Origin of the sequence: Streptomyces sp. NBC_01446 (assembly GCF_026340095.1) — a bacterium.
GTDB classification, from domain to species: domain Bacteria; phylum Actinomycetota; class Actinomycetes; order Streptomycetales; family Streptomycetaceae; genus Streptomyces; species Streptomyces aureus.
In genome coordinates, this window is the sequence record NZ_JAPEPO010000001.1 from 2471335 (window position 1) to 2496777 (window position 25443).

Annotated in this window: 16 protein-coding genes; 8 read left to right on the forward strand and 8 right to left on the reverse strand. The window is 70.3% G+C overall.

Translation table 11 applies throughout. The annotated features are described in order from the left end of the window. Nucleotides 1-213 precede the first annotated feature (213 nt). The 4 genes from OG456_RS10935 (at nucleotide 214) to OG456_RS10950 (ending at nucleotide 5129) form a co-directional block, all read left to right on the forward strand. The gene (locus OG456_RS10935; protein ID WP_266559673.1) at nucleotides 214-3453 is read left to right on the forward strand and encodes a nitrate- and nitrite sensing domain-containing protein; all 3240 of its coding nucleotides are present in this window, start codon (nucleotides 214-216) and stop codon (nucleotides 3451-3453) included. A 10-nt stretch (nucleotides 3454-3463) separates the two neighbouring features. After that, a complete protein-coding gene (locus tag OG456_RS10940) occupies nucleotides 3464-3877 on the forward strand; it encodes a roadblock/LC7 domain-containing protein (RefSeq protein ID WP_100595178.1) in 414 nt (137 codons plus the stop codon). A gap of 93 nt (nucleotides 3878-3970) precedes the next feature. Further along, on the forward strand, nucleotides 3971-4567 hold the full coding sequence (locus OG456_RS10945) for a DUF742 domain-containing protein (protein ID WP_227297381.1): 597 nt from the start codon (nucleotides 3971-3973) through the stop codon (nucleotides 4565-4567). Beyond that, nucleotides 4548-5129 (forward strand): ATP/GTP-binding protein, encoded by a 582-nt coding sequence (locus tag OG456_RS10950; protein ID WP_054239772.1) that lies wholly within the window; start codon nucleotides 4548-4550, stop codon nucleotides 5127-5129. Before OG456_RS10945 ends, OG456_RS10950 begins: the two co-directional genes overlap by 20 nt. Nucleotides 5130-5279: 150 nt before the next feature. Here OG456_RS10950 and OG456_RS10955 read toward each other — a convergent pair whose 3' ends face one another. The 5 genes from OG456_RS10955 to OG456_RS10975 form a co-directional block, all read right to left on the reverse strand. Beyond that, entirely contained in the window at nucleotides 5280-5474 is a 195-nt protein-coding gene (locus OG456_RS10955; RefSeq protein WP_116509484.1) for an acyl-CoA carboxylase epsilon subunit, read from the reverse strand. Between the two features lie 22 nt (nucleotides 5475-5496). Further along, nucleotides 5497-7098, reverse strand: a complete 1602-nt coding sequence (locus OG456_RS10960; protein WP_266559685.1) for an acyl-CoA carboxylase subunit beta — start codon at nucleotides 7096-7098, stop codon at nucleotides 5497-5499. Between the two features lie 154 nt (nucleotides 7099-7252). Beyond that, on the reverse strand, nucleotides 7253-9604 hold the full coding sequence (locus OG456_RS10965; protein ID WP_266559687.1) for a polysaccharide lyase 8 family protein: 2352 nt from the start codon (nucleotides 9602-9604) through the stop codon (nucleotides 7253-7255). A gap of 95 nt (nucleotides 9605-9699) precedes the next feature. Further along, nucleotides 9700-13539, reverse strand: coding sequence for an endo-alpha-N-acetylgalactosaminidase family protein (locus tag OG456_RS10970; RefSeq protein WP_266559689.1), 3840 nt, complete (start codon nucleotides 13537-13539; stop codon nucleotides 9700-9702). A 118-nt stretch (nucleotides 13540-13657) separates the two neighbouring features. Beyond that, nucleotides 13658-14167: a hypothetical protein gene (locus OG456_RS10975; protein WP_266559691.1), complete on the reverse strand. Its 510-nt coding sequence runs from the start codon at nucleotides 14165-14167 to the stop codon at nucleotides 13658-13660. A gap of 245 nt (nucleotides 14168-14412) precedes the next feature. Between OG456_RS10975 and OG456_RS10980 the strand changes: the two genes are divergently transcribed. From OG456_RS10980 to OG456_RS10995, 4 genes are all read left to right on the forward strand, one after another. Then, nucleotides 14413-15018, forward strand: coding sequence for a YceI family protein (locus tag OG456_RS10980; protein ID WP_266559693.1), 606 nt, complete (start codon nucleotides 14413-14415; stop codon nucleotides 15016-15018). 358 nt (nucleotides 15019-15376) lie between these two features. Then, on the forward strand, nucleotides 15377-16843 hold the full coding sequence (locus OG456_RS10985; RefSeq protein ID WP_266559695.1) for an APC family permease: 1467 nt from the start codon (nucleotides 15377-15379) through the stop codon (nucleotides 16841-16843). A gap of 86 nt (nucleotides 16844-16929) precedes the next feature. Further along, nucleotides 16930-17850: a hypothetical protein gene (locus OG456_RS10990; protein WP_266559697.1), complete on the forward strand. Its 921-nt coding sequence runs from the start codon at nucleotides 16930-16932 to the stop codon at nucleotides 17848-17850. A 122-nt stretch (nucleotides 17851-17972) separates the two neighbouring features. Next, nucleotides 17973-19616, forward strand: coding sequence for a cytochrome bc complex cytochrome b subunit (locus OG456_RS10995; protein WP_266559699.1), 1644 nt, complete (start codon nucleotides 17973-17975; stop codon nucleotides 19614-19616). A gap of 15 nt (nucleotides 19617-19631) precedes the next feature. On the opposite strand, the gene OG456_RS11000 is transcribed toward OG456_RS10995, so the two are convergent. The 3 genes from OG456_RS11000 to OG456_RS11010 all read right to left on the reverse strand — a co-directional run bounded on the left by OG456_RS11000 (nucleotide 19632) and on the right by OG456_RS11010 (nucleotide 25212). Beyond that, the gene (locus tag OG456_RS11000; RefSeq protein ID WP_266559701.1) at nucleotides 19632-20507 is read right to left on the reverse strand and encodes an LLM class flavin-dependent oxidoreductase; all 876 of its coding nucleotides are present in this window, start codon (nucleotides 20505-20507) and stop codon (nucleotides 19632-19634) included. Between the two features lie 216 nt (nucleotides 20508-20723). Continuing rightward, nucleotides 20724-22094, reverse strand: coding sequence for a hypothetical protein (locus OG456_RS11005; protein ID WP_266559703.1), 1371 nt, complete (start codon nucleotides 22092-22094; stop codon nucleotides 20724-20726). A 91-nt stretch (nucleotides 22095-22185) separates the two neighbouring features. After that, complete coding sequence (locus tag OG456_RS11010; RefSeq protein ID WP_266559711.1) at nucleotides 22186-25212, reverse strand: glycoside hydrolase family 3 N-terminal domain-containing protein; 3027 nt, start codon at nucleotides 25210-25212, stop codon at nucleotides 22186-22188. Nucleotides 25213-25443: the final 231 nt, after the last annotated feature.

The window sequence follows — 25443 nt, forward strand, 5'->3', positions numbered from 1 at the left end:
CCCGGTTCCACTGTGCGCACAAGAGCCCCGCCTTTTGGCGGGGCTCGCTCTTTATGACCGTTTTATCTAGGGCATCCGTCACTCGGAGGTTCCGGTTCCCGGTGTTTGGAAGAGAACCGCCTGACGTGCTGGAATGCGCTGAACTGCCCAGTAGGTAAGGGCCTGGAGACAGCGGCACAGCGTAGGTGCCGACGCCGAGAGGTTGTTGGTCGAGTGAGGCGAAGCAAGAACAGTCCCGAGCCGTCGTCGGCACGGGGCAACTTCACCCCGCCGCCGCGTGCAGCGGCGCCGGCCGCGCATGTGCCACGGGCCGAGGCGCCCCCGGCGCCGTCCGGCGGCCGGATGTCGCCGCGCAACTGGCGTGTGCCCACCAAGCTGAACGCGATCCTGCTCATACCCGTGCTCGTGGGTCTGATCATGGGTGGCTTCCAGGTGAAGGGCTCGATCGACACCTGGAACGAGGCCGAGGACGCGGAGAACACCGCGCGTCTGGTGCAGGCGTCCCTGACGTACGCCAACAGTCTGATCGACGAGCGCGACATCACCGCGGCTCCTCTCCTGCTCGGCCACAAGAACGACCCGAAGGTCGTCAAGGCCCGCGAGACGACGAACGAGGCCGCCGACGCCTTCGACGCCGCCGCGAAGAACATGCCGGCGAAGGAAGGCCTGGAGCGCCGCCTCACGCAGTTCCGCCAGGTCGAGCCCGGCCTGGAGAAGCTGCGGGCCGCCGCCTACACGAGCAAGCTCCCCGGCGTGCAGACCGAAGAGGGCTACGTCGGCATCCAGCACCCGCTGATGGAGTTCGCCAACGAGCTCGGCCTCGGCACCGGAAACATCACGAGCTACGGCCGCACGGTCTACGCGATCTCGCTCTCGAAGGCCGCGCTCTCGCTTGAGCGGTCGATCGGTATGCACCTGCTGGTCAAGCCGGGCCCGACGGCCGAGACCTTCGGCAAGCAGAAGATCGCGCTCTCCTCCTACGCCTACCTCGAGGGCATCGCCGTCGAGGAGTACAAGGGCGGCGGCACGCAGGCGGACGTCGACAAGCTCGACGCCGCCAAGAAGCAGCTGGCGGTCGACGGCGCGAAGCAGGCCAAGCAGGCGGTCGCGGCCGCGAAGGCGCAGGGCAAGACCTACGTCCCGCCACCGGCCGACCCCACGGACATGGTGTCCTACATCGCCACGCTGCCCACCACGCAGCCGAGCGCCCGCGTCGCCATCGCGCAGAAGGGCGTCACCGCGGAGAACTGGTGGGCGGTCAACACCGCCAAGTTCAACGCGTACCGCACCATCGAGTCCGACCTCGCCGACAAGGCGGTGAACGAGGCCGCCGGCATCGCCGACGACGCCAAGCAGTCCACGTTCGTCACCGGTGCGATCGTCCTGGTCGCCCTGCTCGCCGCGTTCGCGCTGGCCGGCATGATGGCGCGCCAGATGAGCCGCTCGATGCGCCGCCTGCGCACCGCCGCCTTCGACGTCGCCGAGCAGCGCCTGCCGATGCTCGTCGACCAGCTCTCGCGCACCGACCCGGGCCGCGTCGACACCCGTGTGCAGCCCATCCCGATCAACTCCACGGACGAGATCGGCGAGGTCGCCCGCGCCTTCGACCAGGTGCACCGCGAGGCCGTCCGCCTCGCCGCCGAGCAGGCCCTGCTCCGCGGCAACATCAACGCGATCTTCACCAACCTGTCGCGCCGCAACCAGTCCCTGATCGAGGGCCAGCTGACCCTCATCACGGACCTGGAGAACAACGAGGCCGAGCCGGACCAGCTGGAGAACCTCTTCCGCCTGGACCACCTCGCGACCCGTATGCGCCGCAACGGCGAGAACCTCCTCGTCCTCGCCGGCGAGGAGCCGGGCCGCCGCTGGGACCAGCCGGTCCCGCTGGTCGACGTCCTGCGCGCCGCCTCCTCCGAGGTGGAGCAGTACGAGCGCATCGAGCTGTCGGGCGTGCCGGAGGCCGAGATCCACGGCCGTTCGGTGACCGACCTCGTGCACCTGCTCGCCGAGCTCCTGGAGAACGCCACCACGTTCTCCTCGCCGCAGACCAAGGTCCGCGTCACCGCGACCCGTCTCCCCGACGGCCGCGTCATGGTCGAGATCCACGACAAGGGCATCGGCCTCACCGCCGAGGACTTCGCGGACATCAACCACAAGCTGGCCAACCCGCCGACGGTGGACGCCGCGATTTCGCAGCGCATGGGCCTGTTCGTGGTCGGCCGCCTGTCCGACCGGCACGGCATCCGCGTCCAGCTGCGCCCCTCGGGCGAGCAGGCCGGCACGACGTCGCTCGTCATGCTGCCCGACGTCATCACCCACGGTGGCAGCGGCGAGCACCTCCCCGAGTCCGAGTTCACCGTCTCGTCGATGATCCCGTCGCAGTCGGCGTACGAGCCGGCTCCGCTGCGCACCGCCGCGGAGCTCGGCTTCGACGACAGCCGCTACGGCGAGGTCCCGGACGACCTGCGCGACCTGGACCCGGTCGGCCGGTCGCTGATGCGCGAGGAGCGCCGCGCGGCCCTGGAGGCCCAGGCGCACACCGGTGACGACCGCCCCCTGTTCCGCGACGAGATCGAGGCGGCGCAAGGGCCGGACCCGTACGAGCAGCAGCAGACCACCTACGCGCCCGCGCAGCCCGCGTACGACGACCGTCAGCAGCAGGCGTACGAGGACCCCTCGTCCGTCTACGCGCAGGGCCAGCAGACGTACGACGAGCAGCCGCAGAACGGCTCCTACAACGACTCGTTCTTCGCACCGCAGGACGGCTACGCGTCCCAGGACACCTATGCGGAACCCGTCCAGGAGACGTACTCGGCCTTCGGCAGCGGACCGCGGCGCAGCTCGCAGCAGGACGACTGGCCGACGCAGGACAGTTACCAGGAGCCGTACCGGTCCGAGCACAGCGCTCAAGCGGAATCCGCGCAGCGCGCTGACGCCGGTCAGCAGGAGCGCGTAGGCTTCGACCCGCACGGTCCCGCGGCGCCGGCCGGCCCCACCTCGTCCGCCGCCCGTTCGCTCACCGACGCCGGTCTTCCGATGCGCGGTTCGGGCGGGCAGCAGCGCCAGGCCCCGGCGGCGACGCCGGCGCCCGACCGCGGCGACAACACCACCCAGGACAACGGCAGCGGCAGCAACGGCAGCGGCCCCGACGACTGGCGTTCGTCCAACGACGAGCGCTGGGTCCGCGCGGAGCAGCTCCGGAAGCCCAAGGCCGGCGGAGTCACCTCCTCCGGTCTGCCGCGCCGGGTGCCCAAGGCCAACTTGGTCGAGGGCACGGCGGAATCGACCCCGCAGGGCGGCCCCCAGGTCTCCCGCGCGCCTGAGGATGTCAGGGGCAGGCTGAGCAACCTGCGCCGTGGCGTGCAGCGGGGACGCGAAGCAGGAAGTGACACGAACGGCCAGGCCACGAATCAGCACAGTGGTCCTGACAGCACCTACAACCAGGAGCGTTAGTGTGAGCCCGATGAGCCAGGCGGCACAGAACCTGAACTGGTTGATCACCAACTTCGTGGACAACACCCCTGGGGTGTCCCACACGGTGGTGGTCTCCGCCGACGGACTCCTTCTGGCGATGTCCGAAGGGTTCCCGCGTGACCGTGCCGACCAGCTGGCGGCCGTCGCGTCGGGTCTTACCTCGCTGACCGCGGGCGCGTCCCGCATCTTCGAGGGCGGCAGCGTGAATCAGACAGTTGTGGAGATGGAGCGAGGATTCCTCTTCCTTATGTCCATCTCCGACGGCTCTTCTCTCGCTGTCCTCGCACACCCGGAGGCGGACATTGGCCTCGTCGGGTACGAGATGGCACTTCTTGTCGACCGCGCGGGGACGGTTCTCACTCCCGACCTGCGGGCCGAGCTTCAGGGGAGCCTTCTCAACTGACAGACAGACGGTGCGATTTCGCGTCCCGTGGCCGTAAGGTTTCGGGACGCGGCTCCACGGTGATGGTGCCCGGCACAGTTGGAGGAGGAAAGCGTGGCTGGTTCTGCAACACCCCCGAGCGGTTCATCGGCGAACTGGTCCTACGGCCCTGGCCAGGGTCAGGGGCAGGGGCAGGGTGACGCGCCGAACCGGTACAACTTCCCCTCCGCGCCGAGCCACCGGCGTCAGCCGTACGCACCCCCGCACCCGCCGCAGCCGCGGCAGCCGGGGCCGTACGACCAGCCGTCGGCACCGCGCATCCAGCCCGTGCAGCCGCAGCGGCGTCCCGACACCCCTGCGCCGGCTGCCAACAACCCCCTGGTGCGTCCCTACGCCATGACGGGTGGCCGCACCAGGCCGCGCTACCAGCTCGCCATCGAGGCGCTGGTGCACACCACCGCGCAGCCGCACCAGTTGCAGGGCCAGTTGCCCGAGCACCAGCGGATCTGCACCCTCTGCCGAGAGATCAAGTCAGTGGCCGAAGTCTCGGCCCTGCTCAGCATCCCCCTCGGTGTGGCCAGGATTCTCGTCGCCGACTTGGCGGAGGCGGGCCTGGTCGCCATTCATCAGCCCGGCGGCGAAGAGAACGCCGGCGGCCAGCCAGACGTGACTTTGCTCGAAAGGGTGCTCAGTGGACTTCGCAAGCTCTAGCGGAGGGCCTTCCCGCTCCACCACGTCCGCGAAGATCGTGGTGGCGGGCGGCTTCGGCGTCGGCAAGACGACCTTCGTGGGCGCCGTCTCGGAGATCAACCCTCTGCGCACCGAGGCCGTCATGACGTCCGCGTCCGCGGGCATCGACGACCTCACCCACACCGGGGACAAGACGACGACCACCGTCGCCATGGACTTCGGCCGCATCACCCTGGACCAGGACCTGATCCTGTACCTCTTCGGTACGCCCGGTCAGGACCGCTTCTGGTTCATGTGGGACGACCTGGTCCGCGGCGCGATCGGCGCGATCGTCCTCGTCGACACCCGCCGTCTCGCCGACTGCTTCCCGGCCGTCGACTACTTCGAGAACTCCGGGCTGCCCTTCGTCGTCGCCCTCAACGGCTTCGACGGCAGCCAGCCGTACCAGCCGGACGAGGTCCGTGAGGCGCTGCAGATCGGCCCGGACACCCCGATCATCACGACCGACGCCCGACACCGCGCGGATGCGAAGTCGGCGCTCATCACGCTCGTGGAACACGCGCTGATGGCCCGCCTCCGCTAGCCTCCGGCGCCTCCAGTCATGGAGAAGCCCCCGGGACCCTTTGGGTCACCGGGGGCTTCTTCGCGCTGGGGGCTCGCCCTCGGCTCGTCCTGCGAGACCGGACGGGCCGATGGAACCGGACGGGCCGGACGGACCGGATGTGCCCGCTGCCTAGCCCTGCCAGCTGTGCGGGGCTCGGAAGCCGTGCTGGCGCTCCAGGCGGCGCCAGCCGGCCTTGTCGCGGCCGCGCAGGGCGGGGCTGTCGGTCGGTGCGGCCGCGGCGCGGGCCAGCAGGATCGCGGTCAGGGCCGCGACCTCCTCGGGCTCGGCATGGCCCTTCTCAACGCGGATGTCGTGTGCAGACATATGCAGTGATCTCCTTGTGGGGTTACTGCGGGGGGTTGCCGTGCTTGCGCGAAGGCAGGTCGGCGTGCTTCGTGCGCAGCATCGCGAGGGCGCGGATGAGCACCTCGCGGGTCTCGGCGGGGTCGATGACGTCGTCGACCAGGCCCCGCTCGGCCGCGTAGTACGGGTGCATCAGCTCGGCCTTGTACTCCTTCACCATGCGGGTGCGCATGGCCTCGGGGTCCTCGGCCTCGGCGATCTGACGGCGGAAGATGACGTTGGCGGCGCCCTCTGCGCCCATCACGGCGATCTCGTTGGTGGGCCACGCGTAGGTGAGGTCGGCACCGATCGACTGCGAGTCCATGACGATGTAGGCACCTCCGTACGCCTTGCGCAGGATGAGCGAGATCCGCGGCACGGTGGCGTTGCAGTACGCGTACAGCAGCTTGGCGCCGTGCCGAATGATCCCGCCGTGCTCCTGGTCGACACCGGGCAGGAAGCCGGGAACGTCCAGGAGGGTCACGATCGGAATGTTGAAAGCGTCGCACATCTGGACGAAGCGGGCAGCTTTTTCGCTGGCCTCGATGTCCAGGACGCCCGCGAGGGACGAGGGCTGGTTGGCGACGATGCCGACGACCTGACCGTCCAGGCGGGCCAGGGCGCAGATGATGTTGCGCGCCCAGCGCTCGTGGATCTCGAGGTAGTCGCCGTCGTCGACGAGCTCCTCGATGACCTTGGTCATGTCGTACGGGCGGTTGCCGTCGGCCGGGACCAGGTCGAGCAGGACGTCCGAGCGGCGCTCGGCGGGGTCCTCGGAGGCCACGGTCGGCGGGTTCTCGCGGTTGTTGGAGGGCAGCATCGAGATGAGGTAGCGGACCTCGGCGATGCAGGTCTCCTCGTCGTCGTACGCGAAGTGGCAGACGCCCGAGGTCTCGGCGTGCACGTCCGCGCCGCCGAGGCCGTTCTGGGTGATCTCCTCGCCGGTGACCGCCTTGACGACGTCCGGTCCGGTGATGAACATCTGCGAGGTCTCGCGGACCATGAAGACGAAGTCGGTGAGGGCGGGGCTGTAGGCCGCGCCGCCGGCGCACGGGCCGAGCATCACGCTGATCTGCGGGATGACGCCGGACGCCTTGGTGTTGCGCTGGAAGATGCCGCCGTAGCCGGCGAGAGCGGAGACGCCCTCCTGAATACGGGCGCCCGCGCCGTCGTTCAGGGAGACCAGCGGGGCACCGGCCGCGATGGCCATGTCCATGATCTTGTGGATCTTGGTGGCGTGGGCCTCGCCCAGGGCGCCGCCGAAGATGCGGAAGTCGTGCGCGTAGACGAAGACCGTGCGGCCCTCGACCGTGCCCCAGCCGGTGATGACACCGTCGGTGTAGGGCTTCTTGGCCTCCAGGCCGAAGCCGGTCGCCCGGTGCCGGCGCAGCTGCTCGACCTCGTTGAACGATCCCGCGTCGAGCAGCAGCTCGATCCGCTCGCGTGCGGTCAGCTTGCCCTTCGCGTGCTGAGCCTCGGTCGCCTTGTCACTGGGCCCGCGCAGCGCCTCCTCACGGATCGCGTGCAGCTCGGCGACGCGTCCGCGCGCGTCGGTGGGCTCATCCCCGGCGGAGCCGGCTGAGGCGGTGTCGTCCAAAACGGTCATGTAGCGACCTTACGAAGGCGACCAAGCAAAACGGGCCGTCGACTCCGTACAGTCTCCGGCCCGTTTTCCTGGTACCCCCGAACAGAACGCCGTCGCCATGCAGGCGAAGTGACTGCTCAGGGCCCCGCTGCCTTGTAGGGGTCACACAAATGGCTCAGTTGAGAGTCACCTCACACCGATGGCTCACACATGCCGCCCCCGGAGTGACGCGCAGCCGCAGCCTACGGCCCGTGCCGAGCACTTCGACCGAGGGGTCGTGGCTGACGACGCGGCGCACGGGCCGGTCCCAGGTGAGGTCCACGGGCTCCCCCGTGCGCGGCGGTTCGCTGACGGTCAGCGTCGCGGTGCGTCCCTGCCTGCGCAAGAGGACACTTGCGGGAGCCGACACCGTGAGGTCCCCCGCGCTCCCGGCCTGCCAGAAGTTCGCCGCGCTCACGCCGAGGGAGGGCACGGCGACGGCCTGGGCGGCGGCCGTGTTGGCGAGGACCGACAGCCAGTGGCGGTCGCCCGCGCGCCGCGCGAGGTCCTGCTTCGAGGCGCCCGGCATCAGCAGATAGGCGTACGCGGCGTCGGTGGGGTCCGTGCCGTGGTCGAGCCAGAGCGTCTGCCAACGGCGGGTGCGGCGCTCGGTGGAGCTGGTGGTGTTGATGTCGGACCAGGCGCCGGTGCGGTCCTGACGCAGGTGGCGCAGCGGGGCGCCGCCGGGGAAGACCCAGCCGCCGTGGCCCTCCAGGTGGGCCCAGCGGGCGCGGGCGGCGCCGTCGACGGTGAAGGTCTGGGTGCCGCCCTCGCCGAGGTTGCGGTTGTCGACGACGGTCTCCACGGGGACGCCGTCGGCCGCCGTGATCCCCGCCCCCAGGCACACGACCGTGTCGGCGAGGCAGAACCACGACTTGCGGGCCTGGAGCGTCGAGCCGAGGCCCTTGACGTGCTGTCCGACCGCGGCGAACTCGCCGTCGGTGGCGCCGCCGACCCACTTCACGTCGGGCCGGGCCGCGCCCCACTCGCCGCCGGCCTTGTCGGCGAGGCGCTTGGTGGAGACGGTCGTGCCGGGCAGCCGGTAGAAGTCAACGGTCGGCCAGAACCAGTCTGTGTACTGATCGGCCCGATCGCTGCGCTTCCCGGCCGCCCACCACGAGAGCATGCCGGCGCCCGTGTGCCAGCCGCGCGGGTTCTCGCCGTTGCCGCACTCGTAGTACGCGATCCGGTCCGAGGACATGGAGATGTTCGCGGCGAAGCCGGGGCGCTTGTGCACCGCGCGGTCCATGGCGGCGAACAGCTGATGTCCTACGGGCTCGGGCGCGGCCGCGACGGCGGAGTCCGCGACGGCGTGCAGCCGGGACAGGTCGGCGACCCCGAACTGCCTGGCGGTCAGCAGGGGCGTGACCGTGTCCCGCTCGATCCAGCCCTTGATCCGCCCGTGCCAGCGCTCGCGCTCGGCCGCGCTCGCGCCGGCGGCGAGCTGCGCCATGGCGGCGATCAGGCCCTGGCCGTGGAAGTGGTCGCTGCGCATGACCTTGAGGTCGTCGCTGCGAAGGTAACCGCGGCTGATGGCACGGCCGTTGACGCTGTCCATCATCAGGCCGTCGAACAGGAGCGGGGCGTAGGCGTGCTCGACGCTGTCGAGGATGATCTGCCGGTTCGGGTCGGTGACGGCCCACGTCGACCCGGCGAGCAGCGAGAAGAGCCGGCCGAGCCCGTCGAGCATGACCTGTCCGTAGGTGCCCGAGTAGGCGATGTACGTGTGCTGGATGAACGAGCCGTCGGCGTAGAGGCCGTCCCCCTTGGTGACATAGGGGAAGACGGGCGAGAGGGCGTCGCGGGCCAGGGCCGTCTTGTCGGCGTTCCTGCCGAGGATGCCGCGCAGGGCGACCGAGCGGCACAGGTCGACGCGGTTGGCGCCGGTGGAGGTGCCTGAGTAGTCGCGCAGGACAGCGTCGGGGATGAAGTGGTCGACGGCGGCGAAGGCGGCGTCGCGCCGGTCCTGCGTGAGGTGCTCGTGAAGGACGGCGACGATGTCCATCAGGAGGCGGGGGCTGCCGATCTGCCACTCCCACCAGTTCCCGTATCGCGTGGTGGTCGCGTTGTAGACGGTCGTGGCGAGGTGGTCGAGGCCCTTGACGATGTCGGCGAGGAGGCCCGCGTCGCCGGTGGATCCCGTGCCCTCCTGGGCGTAGGCCTGGGTCATCGTCCACAGGCGGTTGTAGGCCTGGGTGATGCCGGCCGGCGGGTCGAAGGGGTAGCCGGGCCAGAGGGACGTGGCGGTCGGGGCCATCGTCGCTCTGAAGCCGCGGGCGAGTTCTCCGAGTTCCTTCAGGCGCGAGGCGTAGGGCTCGGCGGTGGCGTCGTAGCCGGTGCCGAGGGAGATCTCCAGCCAACGCTTGCGGAGGGTGTCGAACTCGTCGTCGGAAGCGTCCGAAGCGCCGGCGGCATGGGCGGGCGGGGCAAGTGCCGCCCCTGCCAGGAGAGTTGACGCGATGAGGAACGTGCGGCGCGTGGGTGTCATGGAGGTGCACCTAATCAGGCGTAGAAAGCGCTGTCTACGGGGTGCGCGGAAGGGGCCCCGCCGCTGGGAGCGGGGCCCCGGGGGGCGCGGTGGGATCAACTACCGCAGTGGAAGCGGGCGTTGCCCCAGTCGGCGTGGTCGTTGCCCGGTCCGTCGCCGCCGTCGCCCGTGATCAGGTCGACGTACTTGGCGCCGGTCACGTCCGCGGTCAGCGACCAGGCGTTGTCGGCGGCCTTGAGGACCGGCGACTGGACCTTCTGGGTGCCGTCCGCCTCGACGGAGAACTGCACGCTGCCACGCGTCCCCTGAGAGTCGTCCTGGCCGACCTCGGCGGTGAACGAGGTGCAGCGGCCGCCCAGGTAGTAGCGGATCTTCCCGGGGGACGCGGTGCCGAGGCCCTTGGCGTAGACGGTGCCGTTGACGGTCAGCGGCTTGCCGTCGCCGGCGCCGGTCTCGCCGTTCTCCATGTCCTTCTCCGCGGGACCCCAGCCGTTGTCCATGGCCGTCCAGTCCAGGTCACTGGCGTACGTGTCCGCGGTGGGCGGCGGCGGGAGCGTGCGCACGGTGGCGCCCGCGGTCAGCGTCCGCGCACTGTCCCCGACGCTGTACGTCGCCTTCGAACTCAGCTGATACGGCTGGTACTTGGCGTCGACCGGCGGGGTGACCTGCCAGGTGGCCGTCGCCTTGGCGCCTGGAGCGACCGGGTCGAGCGCGACCGGGCCCGCGGGCTCGGCCTGCCAGCCCTCGGGAAGGTCGAGCGAGAGGGACGCGCCCTTGACCTCACTCGCCTCGTAGTTGGTGAAGGTGGCCTCGACCTTGTTCTTCTGACCGGGCTCCAGCGTCTCGTCCGACTTCAGGGCGAGGGTGCCGCAGGCCGCCTTCTCCTCGGCCGGGCCGAGGTCGGTGACGGTGAAGTCGTCGAGGACGAAGTCTGCGCCGTCCGGTGCCCCGTCGAGCTTGCGCAGACCGGTCCAGGTGTCGCCGCAGCCCGCCGTGACGGTGCCCTCGTAGTGGCCCGTGGTGCGCTGCTGCCCGATCGGGGTGCTCGCGGTCTCGACCTGGTCGGGGGTGCCGTCGGCGGCGATGCGGTCGTAGCCGCTCACCCACTGGTAGGCGCCCGCGTGGCTGGACTGGTAGTCGAACGCGACCTTGTAGGCGTGCCCGTCCGCCATCGGCACGTCGGCCGGGGACGTGCGGTAGACGACGCCGGCGTTCTCCTCGTGGGACTTCAGGGACTCGCCGCCGCCGATGACGTCGTCGACGAGCTTCCCGTTCCAGCCGGCCTGGGTGTACGGGGCGTTCTTCTGCGCGATGTGCGTGCGCGGGTCCGTGACGCCGCCGGCGTCACCCTTGTCGAAGGGGCCCCAGCCCTGGTCGACGTCCTCGAAGTCCTCGTGCACGACGGTGCCGGGCTTCGTCGACGGGGCGTTGCTCACGAGACGGACGTCGTCGATGCGGACCTTCGCGGACGAACCCTTGGCGGCCTCGATCCGCAGCGTGGTGCGGCCGTTCGCGGGCGCCGTGAAGGTGGCCTTCACGCGCTGCATGTAGGTGCCGCCCCAGTCGCTGGAGGCGACGCCGTTCTGCAGCGTGGAGCGCTCGACCGCGACCGACTTGCCGCCCGCGCTGAGCGTCGTACGGCGGGACTTGCCGGGTTCGACCTCGACCCAGGCGGAGGCGGTGTAGCGCTTGCCCGCATCGAGGCCGCTCACGCGCTGCTCGATCGCGGCGGTGCCGGTCCCGCTCAGGGCGGCGCTGTTGCGGCCGTGGTCGTCGGTGTCGCGCCCGACCCTGCCGTCCTTGTCCCAGGCGGCGAGGCGGGCGTCGTTGAAGCCGGGGTCCTTGACGTGCGTGCCCTCGCCCCAGGCCGGGTCGACCGCGTCGGGCGTCTTGTCCGCGGGGTAGAGCACGTACGGCTGCCCGGCGTCGGCCTTCAGCGTGACCTTGCCGCCGGAGGCCCGCACGGTGCCGGTCTTCACGCGGCCGTTGTCGGTGAGCCGGTAGACGGTGTACGAGGATCCGGGCACGGCCCAGCTCGTCGTACCGCCGTCCTTGTTGTAGTGGTACAGCTTCTTGCCGCCGTCCCACGGGAGCAGATAGGCCGTCCCGTCGAGGACCTTCCTGCCGTGGTCGTAGAAGGTGCGCCGGCCGTCCTCGACGGTGCCGCGGAGCCCGCCGGTGAAGGCGATGTCGTTGCCGTCCCAGCGGGTGATCTGCTGGTGCTGGAGGAACTTGGCGGGCAGGTCGCGCTGCCAGACGTTGTCGTAGAAGGCGTTCCAGTCGTTCTCGCCGGTCCAGCCCTCGAACTCGTCGACGGCGCTCTGGCCGAGGACCGGGTCGCTGTTCCAGACGTCCTTCTCGCCGTTGCGGATGAAGCGGATGATCTTCGAGTTGAGGCCCTTGTCGGTCTTGGGCCCGTAATCGAGGTCGTTGGCCCAGTGCGACCACAGCGACTCGCGCTCGAACTTGTCGGCCCACTCGGAGGCCAGGCTCCAGCCCTGGGCGCGGACGGCCTCGGCGGTCTTCTCCGCGATCCAGCCGTGCGTGTAGTAGACGTCGAGGTAGATCGTCGTGAGGTTCGGGTCGGTCTCCTCGCGCAGCTGCTTGAACCGGGCGGCGAGGTCACCGCTGTTGATGTCACGGCGCTGGTCGATGTAGTAGCTCTGGTCGAGCCAGTTCCAGCCCGGGGCCTTGGGGTCGACGAGGTCGCCGGTGAAGTGCTTGGCGACGGGGTACGCCTCGGTGGCGTTCACGTGCACGCCGAAGCTGGTGCCGAACTTCTTGCCGCCCTTGAGCAGCTTGTTGAGGTCCTTCAGGCCGCCGGCACGCTTGTTGGTGTTGCCGCCGTAGTCGGGGTGCGCGGAGTCGTGGCCCTCGGAGGCGTAGCCCTTGAGCAGGGCGAACTGGCCGAGGTTGTCGGTCGCGAGCGAGATCCGCTTGACGTCGTCGAGCGTGCGCAGGAAGGGGTGCGTGGCCTGGCTGGCGAAGTTGAACGGGATGTGCGTGATGACCCGGTCGGGGGTGCCGTCGCTGCCCTTCGCCTTCACACCGATCGAGTGGAAGGCGACCGCACCGTCCTGCCAGTCGACGTTGCCGTCGCCGTTCGCGTCGGGCGTGACGACGACCTTGGCCCATGGCAGGTCCTTGTCCGGCGCCGGGGCTCCCTCGCCTCGGTAGGTCCACTGGCCCGACCAGACGCCGACGCGGGTGGAGCCGTCGGCCGACTTGCGCGCCTGGTGCCAGAAGCGGGCGTCGTCGCCGCCGGTCTTGCCGCTCGGCTTGTCGTACGTGGAGTTGGACTCGACGGCGGCGGCGAGCCGCCCCGTGTTGACGATGGCGTACGAGGCGCCGACGGGCGAGGCGTCGGCCGGGGTGTCCGCCACGACCTTGGCGAAGACGTCGGCGGTCCGCGTCGAGTCGTTGTCCAGCGTCGTGAACGCGGTCTCGGCACCGCCGTCCGCACTGCCCACGGAGACGAGGTCGTGCCCGGGTATGTCGATCGTGCCGACCCGGAAGGCCGCGGTGTCGCGCACGGCGGTCACCTTGAAGGTCGTCGCGCGCCCGCTGACGCTCAGCGAGGCGTCGATCTCGACGCCGGAGAGGTCCGGGAAGGTCAGCGTGTACGAGGCCTTGGACCCGGTGAGGACCGGGGCGCCCTGCACGGCGACCGCGTACGCCTTGCCGTTCAGGGTGACCTTGTCCACCGGGTTCGTACTGCCGAGGAGCTCGGCCCCGGAGGCGCGGTCGGTGTACGCGAGGACGCGCGGGAAGTCGTCGGCGACGGCTACGGACAGCTGCGCGGATCCGATGACGGCCTGCGCCACGGCGGGCGCGGGGTCGGCGGCGGCGGGCAGTACGGGGCCCGTGAGGGCGAACACGGCGGACGATGCGGCGGCGACCGCGACGGCACAGGCGGCGCGAGATCTTCGTGACATAGGGGACTGGGTATCCGGCGCGGGCGCGGCCGGTCAACGGACTCGGCACTTCCGGGCGGCGGCAGTCCAACAACCACCGCCCGGAAGTCCAAGTCACCGTGTGCGGGCTCCGGTTCGGTCAGCAGCCGCCGCAGTTGTAGTAGAGGACGTCCCAGTGGTTGCCCTCGTCGGCGTAGATGTTGCCGGAGGCCGACTGGTACTGCGGGGCTCCGTCGCCGCGCAGGCCGATGTACGTGAACGTGTTCTTGATGTAGTTCGTGACGCAGGTGTTCTTGCCGTAGTCGAGCTTGTAGCCGTTCCAGTGCGAGTAGGTGCCGCTCGCGTGACCGGTCTCGGTGCCACCGGTGATGTTCAGCGCGCAGCCGGTGGCGCGCTTGAGGGTCTGGGCGCCCTGGGCGGTGGCGAGGTTGAGCTGGTCGAAGGACGTACAGGTGGAGTTGTTGCGGTCGGAGCAGCCGCCGGAGGACGACCAGGTGATGCCGACCTGGCTGAACATGGAGGTCGCGGTGGCGTGGCTGATCTTGGTGGCGGCCTGGGCGTCGGTGGCGGAGCTGAACACACCGAAGCCGGGGGCGAAGAGGGCGCCGAGTACGAGCGCGAGGGCGCTCACGACCGAGCGGATTCTCATGGGGAGGAAGTCCTTCCTGCTGGTGACCGTGCTGGCTGTGAGACGGCTGTGCAGGTGGAGCAAGGAGATAGTGCCCGAGTTCTACGCGCGTCCGCCAGAGCGCGTCGGATGGCGACGCGGTGTAATCGAGACGACACCAGGTGTTGGATGTTGAAAGTTGAACAGAACGGCGCTACAGTCGGTCTCGTTGAACGTTAAACATTCAACGAACTCTCCCCGACACGCCCCGTCCCCAAGGAGCAATCATGGGTCTCTTCGGCCGCAAGAACGACGCCGCCCCCGCCGCCACCGGCGCGGTCAACCCCGACCTCGCCGCCCTGACCGGCGACTACGCCATCGACCCGGCGCACACCACGATCGGCTTCGTGGCCCGCCACGCCATGGTCACCAACGTCAAGGGCTCTTTCACCCAGTCGTCGGGCACCCTGCACCTGGACGGCGCGGACCCGTCGAAGTCGACCGCGTCGATCGACGTCACCATGACCAGCATCGACACCGGCTCCGCCGACCGTGACACCCACTTGAAGAGCTCCGACTTCTTCAAGACGGACGAGTTCCCGACGATGACGTTCCGCTCCACCTCCGCCGAGTCCCTGGGCGGCGACGACTACCGGATGACCGGCGACCTGACGATCCTCGGCACCACGAAGCCGCTCACGATCGACCTCGAGTTCAACGGCGCGGCCACGGACCCGTTCGGCAACGAGCGCGTCGGCTTCGAGGGCAAGTCCGAGATCCTGCGCTCCGAGTGGGGCCTGACCTGGAACGCGGCCCTGGAGACCGGCGGCGTCCTCGTCTCGGACAAGATCAAGCTGACCTTCGACATCTCGGCGATCAAGAACGCCGCCTGACGCCGACGCCGCGAGCCCGCCCCTCACGGCTCCCCGCACCACGAGCACGCCCGTCCTTCCCGTCCCTCGCGGACGAAGGGCGGGCTCTCGTCGTACACGGGGGTCTGCGCGAGCGGCAACACGGGCCGCGGAAAAGGAAATTGAAGGCTACTTTCCGGTAATTCCGTCACGTGAGACGACTCGTTGCTCTCCCTTCACTTGAGCATCACACGGCGCTACGCTGCGTGCGACTGCCGAGCGATCGACTCCGCTCGAATCGACTCCGCTCGCCCCCAGAGGTCTCCCCCCCTCCCCGTCGCGCCCCGGTGGCGCCGCAGGGCAGGCCTTCTGCCGTTCCCCGAAAGGCGCCACCGATCCCATGAGCACGAACAGAGGGCTTCAGGCCAATGCCCTCGGCACCTCCGACAGCATCGTGATGGCCGTGGCGGGCAGCGCGCCCGCCTACTCGATCGCCGCCACCACCGCCGTGCTGATCGGCACGGTGGGCCTCGCCGCACCGGCCGCGCTCCTCTACTGCGCGATACCCATGCTCGGCATCGCCTGGGCCTTCACCTACCTGGGCCGCCTCGACGTGAACGCCGGCGCCAGCTACTCCTGGGTCGGCCGCGCCCTGCACCCCTTCCTCGGCTTCATCAGCGGCTGGTCCCTGGTGATCTCGGCGACCATCTTCATGGTCGCGGGCTCGCTCCCGGCCGGCGCCATGACGCTCGAACTCGTCGCCCCCTCCCATGCCGACAACACCGCGCTCGCCGCGGCCGTGGGCGCGGTCTGGTTCCTGGCCATGCTGGTCGTCGTGCTCATGGGCGCCAAACTGACCGTCCACGCCCAGCTCCTGATGTCCGGGATCGAGCTGGTCATCCTGCTCGCGGTGGCCGGCGCCGCGGTGTTCAGCGATAAGCGGGTCAACGAATTCTCCTGGTCCTGGCTGGGGTTCGGGCACTTCGACGGGGCGTCCGGGTTCGCCGCGGGCGCGCTGATCGCCGCGTTCTACTACTGGGGCTGGGACGTCACCAGCAACCTCAGCGAGGAGACCCGTAACAGCCGGAAGACCTCGGGGCTCGCCGGGCTGATCGGCGTCGGCATCGTGTTCGTCCTCTTCGAGGTCTTCACGATCACCACCAACATGCTGCTCACGCCCAAGGAGATCGCGACCAGCGACAACATCATGGGGCTGCTCGGCGAGCGCGTACTGCCGGGCCCCGGCGGCGAGTTGCTGATCGTCGCGGTGATGCTGTCCACCATCGCCACCCTGGAGACCACCCTGATCCAGGTGACGCGCTCCCTCTTCTCCATGGGCCGCGACCGGACACTGCCCTCCGCCCTCGGCAGGTCCCACCCCCGCTGGCAGACGCCGTGGGTCGCGATCGTCGTCGTCGGTGTCGTCGCCCTCGCCCTCTTCGTGGCGTCGACCGCGCTCGGCTCGGTCTCGGCCGTCCTGGAGGACGCCGTCGCCGCGATCGGACTGCAGATCGCGGTCTACTACGGCCTCGCGGGCCTCGCCGTCGTCGTGGCGTACCGCAAGCTGCTGTTCAAGTCGGCGGCCAATTTCTTCTTCGGCGGTCTGTGGCCGCTGACCGGCTCGCTCTTCATGATCTGGGTGTTCGTCGAGTCCCTCGGCAGCCTGTCGGGCACGGCCGTCTCGATCGGTGTCGGCGGCATCGCCGTGGGTCTCGTCCCGATGCTCTGGTACCGCGCCAAGGGCTCCGCCTACTACCGGCCCGCCCGCCTGGACGCGGCGCGCTCGGAGCAGGTGCACGCCGAGTACGGGCACCAGGCGCCGGTGTACGCGGCATCGTCCGGCGACACCCTGTCCACGGACTTCTGAGCAGCGCCCACCCCCGGCGGCGGACCGGCCGACCCCACCCAGGACCACCACCGACCACCACCGACTACTGACTGGTGAGGACGCCGATGACCGTCCGTTTCGATCCCACGAACGGCGACCGGGCCCTGGCGGAGGCCCGCGCGGACATCACGATCGGTCGCTGGCAAGGACTGCCCGAGCTGTGCGCGGCGGCCGGCTCCGACTGGGACCGGCGGACGTTCCGGATGCGTCTGCTCGCCCAGGCCACCGCGGGCACGTCCGTCGCCGAGTCCTGGCACGAGTCGCAGCCGCGGAACGCCGACGCGCTGGTCCTGCGGGCCGAGACCGAGGTGATGCGGGCGTTCAACCTGGCGATGGCGGCCGGCCCGGGGAACGCGGTCGACCCGGACCAGCTGGAGCGGGCCGTGCGCACAGCGCTGCGGGCGGCCGAGGCGTTTCCCGCGGATCCGATGCCCTGGGTCTCGCTCCTGACGGTCGCCCGCCTGTTCCCCGGCGGGCACCCGTCCATGGAGCTCTGGTGGAAAGAGCTGCACCAGCGTGACCCGTACAACCGCGAGGGCAACCACCAGGTGCTGCGCCACCTTTCGGCGCGCTGGCACGGCTCGCACGGCGTCATGTACAACTTCGCGCAGGATGTGACGGCGACCCTCCCGCCCGGATCGCCGCTCGCCGTGCTGCCGCAGGTCGCCCGGGTCGAGGAGTACCGCTACCGCGTCGAGCGCGAGGGCTCCCAGGCGATCGGCCTGCTCCAGTTCTGGAACAACGAGAACAGCGCGTCGCAGGCCCGGCGCACCTGGCACCTGTGGATCGCGCAGCGGCAGTACACGTACGCGCAGGACATCGCGGATCTCAACACCCTTGCGCACGCGTCCTGTTACGCCGACCTCACCGACGAGGCCGCGCACCTCTTCCGGCTTCTCGACGGGCACGCGACCCGCGTCCCGTGGTCGTGCCACGGCGCCCCGGAGGAGATCTTCACGCGCTGGCAGTCGAAGCTTCCAGGCTGACCGGGCCTACGTAGATGTGATGTGGGTCACCTGGCGCCTCCGTGATGTCACATTCCGGCCCGTCCCTTCCGTCCAAGTGGCGAGCACCCATGCGGTGAGCGCCCAGGGGAGGAGCGAGCCTGATGTCCGAGAGGGCCGCGGAAGGCAGCACGGGGACGGCGCGGGAGAGAGGGCCGGCACCGGCCGGTGAGCGGCTCGCGGACTGGGCGGACGGCCGCCTCGGCCTGCACACCCTGTCCAGGAAGTACCTGCGCAAGGTCTTCCCGGACCACTGGTCCTTCCTGCTCGGCGAGGTCTGCCTGTACACGTTCGTGATCCTGGTCCTCACCGGGGTCTATCTCACCCTGTTCTTCCACCCGTCGATGAACGAGGTGGAGTACCACGGCAGTTACGTCCCGCTGGACGGGATCCGGATGTCCGAGGCGTACGCCTCCACGCTCGACATCAGCTTCGACGTCCGGGGCGGACTGCTGATCCGGCAGATCCACCACTGGGCGGCGCTGATCTTCGTCGCGGCGATGCTCCTGCACATGATGCGGCACTTCTTCACGGGCTCGTTCCGCAAACCGCGCGAGCTCAACTGGGTGTTCGGCTGGACGCTGCTCCTGATCGGCCTGTTCGAGGGCCTGTTGGGGTACTCGCTGCCGGACGACCTGCTCTCCGGTACGGGTATGCGCTTCCTCGACGGGGCGATCCTGTCGGTGCCCATCGTCGGGACGTATCTGTCGATGTTCCTCTTCGGCGGGGAGTTCCCCGGGCACGACATCGTGGGGCGGTTCTACTCGGTGCACGTGCTGCTGTTCCCCGGCATCATGGCGGCGCTCGTGGTGACCCATCTGATCCTGGTCGTCCATCACAAGCACACCCAGTTCCCGGGGCCGGGAAGAACCGAGCGCAATGTCGTGGGGGCGCCCTTCTTCCCCGTCTACCTCGCCAAGGCCGGCGGCTTCTTCTTCCTGGTGTTCGGCGTCGTCGCGTTCCTCGCGGCCGTCGCGTCCATCAACCCCGTCTGGAACTACGGGCCTTACCGCGTCGACCAGGTGTCCACGGGGGCGCAGCCGGACTGGTACCTGGGGTTCGCGGAGGGGCTGCTGCGGGTGATGCCGGGCTGGGAGATCACATGGTGGGGGCACACGCTGGCCCTCGGTGTGCTCGTCCCGCTGATCGTCTTCCCCGCGGTGCTCGTCGTGATCGGCGTGTATCCGTATCTGGAGGCCTGGGTCACGGGCGACCGGCGCGAGCACCACCTCCTGGACCGGCCGCGCAACCGGCCGGTCCGCACAGGGCTCGGGGTGGCCTGGCTGACGTTCTTCCTCGTGGCCCTGGTGGGCGGCGGCAACGACATCTGGGCCACGCGCTTCCATGTGTCGCTGAACGCGGTCACCTGGTTCGTGCGTGTCGCGCTCGTCGTGGGCCCGGTGATCACCTTCGTCGTCACGCGGCGGATCTGCCTCGGGCTCCAGCGTCGGGACCGCGAACTGGTGCTGCACGGACGGGAGTCGGGCCGTATCAAGCGCCTTCCGCACGGCGAGTACGTCGAGATCCACGAGCCGCTCACCCAGGCCGAGCTGCACACCCTGACCGCGCACGAGCAGCCCCCGGCCCTGGAGAGCGGGCCGGAGACCGACGTGAACGGCGTGCAACGGCGCATACCCCGGGCCGAGCGGCTCCGGGTGCGCCTCTCGCGCGCCCTCCACGGAGAGGGCGCGCAGGTGGCGAAGCCGACCGCGCGGGAGTACGAGGAGGCGCGGCGCGAGCACCGGTGAGGCGCGAAAACGGCGTCAGAACACCGCGTCGGCCAGGCGGTCGACCTGGTCGGGGTCGGTGCCCCAGCAGTAGAGCATCACCTCGTCCGCGCCGATGTCCGTGAAGCCGGCGACGGCCTCGCGGATCTGCGCGGGTGTGGCGAGCATGCGCTCGGCGGATCCCGCGGCGCGCGGGTCGAAGCCGTAGTACGCGGTGATCGCGTCGCGGGCGCGGGCGATCAGGTCGTCCGGGCCGAGCGCCACATTGACCTGGGCGACCAGGCGCGGGCGGCCGGGGCGGCCGTGCTCGTCCCACAGCCGCTCCACGTCGCGGAACATCGGGTCCATCCACTGCGGGGGCAGCGCGGCGCCGAGGAAGCCGTCGCCGAAGCGGGCCACGCGGGCGAGGGCCGCCGGTGCGAAGCCCCCGAACAGGACCTCGGGGCCGCCGGGGGTGACGGGGGCGGGGCCGATCGGGCCGACGCCCTCGGCGTCGTCGTAAGGGTGGCCCGCCCAGGTGCGGCGCAGGGTCTCCATCTGCTCGTCGAGGCGGCGGCCGCGGCGGCGGATGTCGATGCCCGCGGCACGGCAGTCGTCCTCACGGCCGCCGACACCGATGCCGAGCGTGAAGCGGCCGCCGGACATCCGGTCGAGGGTCGCGGTCTGCTTGGCGAGCAGGGCGGTGCCGTGGTGCGGGGCCAGCAGCACCTCGGTCTGGACGCGGACGCGGGAGGTGGCTCCGGCGAGTGCGGCGAGGGTGATCAGGGGCTCGGGGTTGTCGTACACGAGCCGGTCGAGGAGGCCGAGCGTGGAGAAGGGGGTCGCGTCGGCGCGACGGGCCCAGTCGAGCAGGACGGCGGGGTCGTCGACGGGCAGGCCGAGGCCGATACGCGGGGTGCGCGCGGTACGCATGGGATGGAGCTCCTTCGGAAGGGGGCATGCGGAATCTCGCTGCCGCCCCTCCGGGACCGCGCACGGTGTGTACGTGCCGGCTTGCTTCCCGTCTGCGGCGTACTTCTGAGGAAGCGGTTCGTAAGAGTGCCGTCAGACTAGCCGGGGCACCGGCCCTCGCGCCTCCCGTTTTCGGACCCGGCGCTCAGGACCCGCAGGACTCAGGATCCGCAGGACTCAGAACCCGCCGCCGAAGTCCCCGCCTCCCCCGAAGTCGCCTCCGCCGCCGAAGTCCCCGCCGCCTCCGAAGTCCCCGAAGTCGTTCGAGTCGAAGTCCGCCCCCGAGTAGTCCCCGCCGTCATATCCGGCTCCCGCGCCGAAGTCTCCGTATCCGGAGCCGTAGTCGGCGGCGTAGGCGGGGCTCGACATCATCGAGCCGAGCAACGTGCCGAGGAGGAGTCCGGGCAGGATGCCGCCGCCGAAGTAGCCGCCCGCCCAGGGGCCGTAGGCCGGGCCCGCGTCGTAGTAGGGGCGCCGCTCGCCGTAACCCGTGTCGACCGTGCGGACCATGGGGTCGGCGCCGTCCTTGAGGCGCGTCGCGTCGGCCGCGCAGACGGGCACCTCCCGCTCGGCGCCGGACGGGGGCGACCACAGCGCGTCCGTCACGGAGGGCCCGTGCCGCGGGTCGAAGAAGCAGGGCACCCGGCGCTCGGGCAGCGGCCGGCCTTCGCGGCGCGCGGCGAGCATGGCCAGCGAGAACCGCCCGTCGTCCAGGGCCTGCGTCACCCCGCGCACCTCCTCGGGTCGCTGGGCGGCGGCCATGAGCTGTTTCGCCTTCTCGTACGAGTCGAGCGCCCGCTCGTAGTCCGCGCGCATCGTGTCGTCGGCGCCGGGCTCGGCGGGGTGGAAGTCGAGGCGGTCCAGCTCCTCGCCGAACGCCGTGATGTCCTCGTCGACGACCACGCGGAGCTGCTCCAGGGCGGCCCGCTGCTCGTCCTCCCGCTGCCGGCGCCGCCTGCGGGACACGGCGTACGCTGCGCCGCCGCCCGCGACGACGACCGCGCCGATCCCGATCAGGGCGCCGACCGGGGCGCCGCTGGTACCGCCGCCCGCGCCCCACGCGGAGGGCGCCGAGCCGCGCGCGTTACGGACGGCCGTGTCCACGAAGTCGTTGAGCTGGCGGGTGACGTTCTCGCCCTGGACGCTGGTCGTCAGGTTTCTGACCGCGTCCTGGGACATGACCCGGCTGTCGGCCCTGGCGTCGAACTTCTGGCCGAGGCGCACCGCGTAGACGCCGGTGATGCCGGTCTTGGTGCGCAGGTCGGTGAAGAGGTCCTGGGTGGGGAAGTTCGCGGGCAGCACCGCCACCATGACGGGCTTGTCCGCGTCCTTGATCTTCTTGGTCAGGGCGTCGGTGTCCCCGGCGGACAGCTGCGCGGAGGCGGCCGGGTCGACGTACACGGGGCTCTTCTTCAGTGCGTCGGCCACCGTCGAGACGTCGGAGGCAGCCGCCTGGGCCCCCGGTGTCACCGCCGTCATGGCCCCCAGGGCGAGAAGTGAACCGGACAGGACGGATATCAGGCGCGATGCCCGACGCGTGGGCCTCATACCTCGACGCTAACCCAGGAGGGACCCGTATGCCGTATGTACTGCGAGGAGGGGCCCACCGGCTCCGCGGTGGGCCCCTCCCCGCGCCCTCTCACGCGGCGCGGTACGCCTCGGTCAGCTTCGCGACCGCGTCCGCATAGCGTCCGGACAGGAGCAGGTGGTCCGCGTCGGCGAACGGCTTGGCCACCGCCGGCGTGATGTCCTGCCCCACCTTCTGCTGGACGAGCAGCCGCGCCTTGCCCACCACCGCGCGGCCGGCCTGTGCCGACCCGGCCTTCTGCGCCGCGGCGGCCGCGAGGGCGAGGGCCTTGAGGGTGAGCGTGCCGCCGCCCGGCGGGGTACGCAGCGTCGTCAGGCCCCAGCCGAAGGGGAACTGCGGGTCGTACGCCGTGTCCCCGACGTTGATCGGCAGCTGGGCCTGCGACTTAGGCCAGGTCACAGGAAGCTGCCCGGTGAAGGGCTTCGCCCCGTACAGGACGTCCGCGACGCCGTCGCCCTCCGTGCCCGGCAGCCAGGACGCGACAAGCGCGTCGATGTCGCCGAGCCGGTCGCCGATGAGCTGCGGGCGGCCGGAGACGATGAGCACCGCGCACTTCATGGCGCCGCACACCTTGTCCACGGCGGCCTGGTCGGCGGGTGTGAGCTCCAGGTCGTTGCCGTTGCCGACATCGCCGATCCCTTCCGCGTACGGGGTCTCGCCGACCACGACGACGCCCACGTCATAGCCGTCCGTGGGCGCGGAGGCGTCCTTGGAGTAGGAGATGGTGGCCCCGGGCGCGGCCTTCTTCATGCCTTCGAGAACCGTCGTGCCGTCAGTGATCTTTCCGGACGAGCCCTGCCAGGTGACGGTCCAGCCGCCGGTCTGGTTGCCGATGTCGTCGGCGTTGGACCCGGCGACGTACACCTTCTGGCTCTTCTTGAGGGGGAGCACGCCGCCATCGTTCTTCAGGAGGACCTGGGATTCGGCGGCGGCGGTACGGGCGACGGCACGGTGTCCGGCCGAGCCGATGGCGGCGGCCCCGCTCGTGTCGGCGTACGGCTTCTCGAAGAGGCCCAGCTTGAACTTCTGGGTCAGGATGCGCGAGACGGCGTCGTCGATCCGCGGCTCGCTGATCCGGCCCGCCTTCACCTCGTCGACCAGGGTCGTCCGGAAGTCCTTGTACGCGGTCGGGACCATGATCATGTCGAGGCCCGCGTTGACCGACGTACGGACGTCGGACGCGTAGTCGCCGGGGAGCTGGTCGATGGCCTGCCAGTCGCTGATGACGAAGCCGTCGAAGCCCATGCGGTCCTTCAGAACTCCGTTGATCATGGCGGCGTCGGCGTGCATCTTCACCGGGCCCTCGTCGTCACCGATGATGTCGAGCGACGAGTACGAGGGCATGACCGTGCCGATCCCGCGGTCCACGGCCTCCTGGAACGGCGCGAGGTGCACCGCCTCCAGCTCCTGCCGCGTGACCTTGGTGACGCCCTGGTCGATGGTGTACGAGCCGGTGGTCGACGAGCCGTACGCGGTGCCGCCGTCGCCCACGAAGTGCTTGGCGGTGGCGAGGACCTTGTCGTCCCGGTCGAGGTCCTTGCCGTCGCGTGCCCCTTGGAGCCCCTGGACGACCGTCTCCATCTGCTTCACGAGGGCGGGGTCCTCACCGAAGGACTCGTACGACCTGCCCCAGCGTTCGTCGCGGGTGACGCACAGACAGGGCGCGAAGTCCCAGGGGATGCCGGTGGCGCGGACCTCGGCGGCCGTGACCGCGCCCGCCTTCTCGGCCGTCCCGGGGTCGCGCGTCGCGCCGATGCCGATGTTGTGCGGCAGGACCGTGGCGCCGACGAGGTTGTTGTGGCCGTGCACCGCGTCCACGCCGTAGATCAGCGGGATCTGGAACCGCGTCGCCTGCGCCCGGAGCTGGAAGCCGTCGATCATCTTCGCCCAGGCCGCGGCCGTGTTCGGCGTCGGTGTCGAGCCGCCGCCGGAGAGCAGGGAGCCGAGGTCGTACGCGGCGATGTCGCCGCCCGTACCGACCGCGTTGCGCTCGGCCTGCGTCATCTGGCCGGCCTTCTCCTCCAGGGACATCCGGGAGAGCAGGTCGGCGACGCGCCGCTTCACCGGGAGCCTGGCGTCGAGGTAGGGCAGGCCGTGGGCGTCGATCACCACCTGCGGGGTCTCGGCGGGTGCCTTGGCGCCGGTGACCGTCAGCTTCAGGGGGATCGTCTCGGCGGGCTCGGCCGCCTTGTCCTTGAGGGTCGGTACGGACACGGTGTGCGTGGCGCCCGAAGCGGTGCCGGCCGGGAAGGTGAACTCGCCCTTGACCGGGGTGTAGTCCGTGCCCGCGCCGGCGCTGCCGCCCGCGCTCTCGTACGCGACCGTGACCGGCTCGGCGAGCGGGGCGGAGCCGGTGGTGGCGACGGAGATCCGCACGCCGGCCGTGCCGCCCTCCTTCACCGGGTACACGGAGGCGCCCGTCAGTACCTTCGTGGTCAGGGCGGGGTCGGCCTTGCCGTACAGCTCCACTCCGTCCATGGCGAAGGTGCCGGGCGTGCCGGTGGGCAGGGTGAGCGCGTAGCCCCACATCTCGGTGAGGCCGAGGTTCTGGTCGATACCGCCGACGGGCTGGTAGTCGGTGCGGTAGGCGAAGTCGGCGAAGGGGATCTCGACCTGGTGCCAGCCGGTCCACTCGTCGGTGAACGAGGTCGTCCACAGCTCGGACGCCTCGCCGTTCGCACCGCCGTCCTTGATCTCGAAGTTGACCCGCTTGCCGGAGTTCTTCCCGTCCCACCAGAAGCGGATGCCCTTGTGCGCGGACCAGTCGTGGCCGGGCTCGTTCGCGGCGAAGTCGTGGGTGAAGCCGCCGTAGCCGCTGATGTCGTACGTCCCGGAGAGGACCTTGTCGCCCTCGGGGGCGTCGTCGCGCGCGGCGAGCTCCAGCTTCGGCGGGTCGTCGCTGTCGCCGCCCCAGGTGAAGATGCCCTCCGCGGGCTGGGACGCGAAGGGGACCTCGCCCTCGAAGCGGTCGACGGGCACCGGCGGCGGTTCCTCAGCGCCGGTCGCCGCGCCTGCCGACGCGAGCGGGAGCAGCCCCGTGAGCAGGGCTGCGGAGACGAGCAGGGCGGTTCTTCGCATGGACTTCCCTTCGGCCGGTTCGGGTACGCGCCGCAACCTCTGGGGGTGACGGGCGTCCCTGGTGAAGCTCATGACTTAGCTCACGCCGTGAGTTAACTGGTGCCCCGTGAACCCGTCAAGACTTCACGTCAGATCCGGTGCACAGCCAATTCGCCTTGCTCGCCAGGGCAGTTGAGCATTCATTTTCTGAACGCACGCCCCCTTGACTCCCGTTCGCAGCCGTCATGTACT

Coding starts and splice junctions, on each gene's coding strand:
- OG456_RS11010 (WP_266559711.1), bottom strand. CDS start 25,212: ATGCGAAGAACCGCCCTGCTCGTCTCCGCAGCCCTGCTCACGGGGCTG.
- OG456_RS10970 (WP_266559689.1), bottom strand. CDS start 13,539: ATGTCACGAAGATCTCGCGCCGCCTGTGCCGTCGCGGTCGCCGCCGCA.
- OG456_RS10955 (WP_116509484.1), bottom strand. CDS start 5,474: ATGTCTGCACACGACATCCGCGTTGAGAAGGGCCATGCCGAGCCCGAG.
- OG456_RS10940 (WP_100595178.1), top strand. CDS start 3,464: ATGAGCCAGGCGGCACAGAACCTGAACTGGTTGATCACCAACTTCGTG.
- OG456_RS10995 (WP_266559699.1), top strand. CDS start 17,973: ATGTCCGAGAGGGCCGCGGAAGGCAGCACGGGGACGGCGCGGGAGAGA.
- OG456_RS11000 (WP_266559701.1), bottom strand. CDS start 20,507: ATGCGTACCGCGCGCACCCCGCGTATCGGCCTCGGCCTGCCCGTCGAC.
- OG456_RS11005 (WP_266559703.1), bottom strand. CDS start 22,094: ATGAGGCCCACGCGTCGGGCATCGCGCCTGATATCCGTCCTGTCCGGT.
- OG456_RS10985 (WP_266559695.1), top strand. CDS start 15,377: ATGAGCACGAACAGAGGGCTTCAGGCCAATGCCCTCGGCACCTCCGAC.
- OG456_RS10975 (WP_266559691.1), bottom strand. CDS start 14,167: ATGAGAATCCGCTCGGTCGTGAGCGCCCTCGCGCTCGTACTCGGCGCC.
- OG456_RS10980 (WP_266559693.1), top strand. CDS start 14,413: ATGGGTCTCTTCGGCCGCAAGAACGACGCCGCCCCCGCCGCCACCGGC.
- OG456_RS10990 (WP_266559697.1), top strand. CDS start 16,930: ATGACCGTCCGTTTCGATCCCACGAACGGCGACCGGGCCCTGGCGGAG.
- OG456_RS10960 (WP_266559685.1), bottom strand. CDS start 7,098: ATGACCGTTTTGGACGACACCGCCTCAGCCGGCTCCGCCGGGGATGAG.
- OG456_RS10965 (WP_266559687.1), bottom strand. CDS start 9,604: ATGACACCCACGCGCCGCACGTTCCTCATCGCGTCAACTCTCCTGGCA.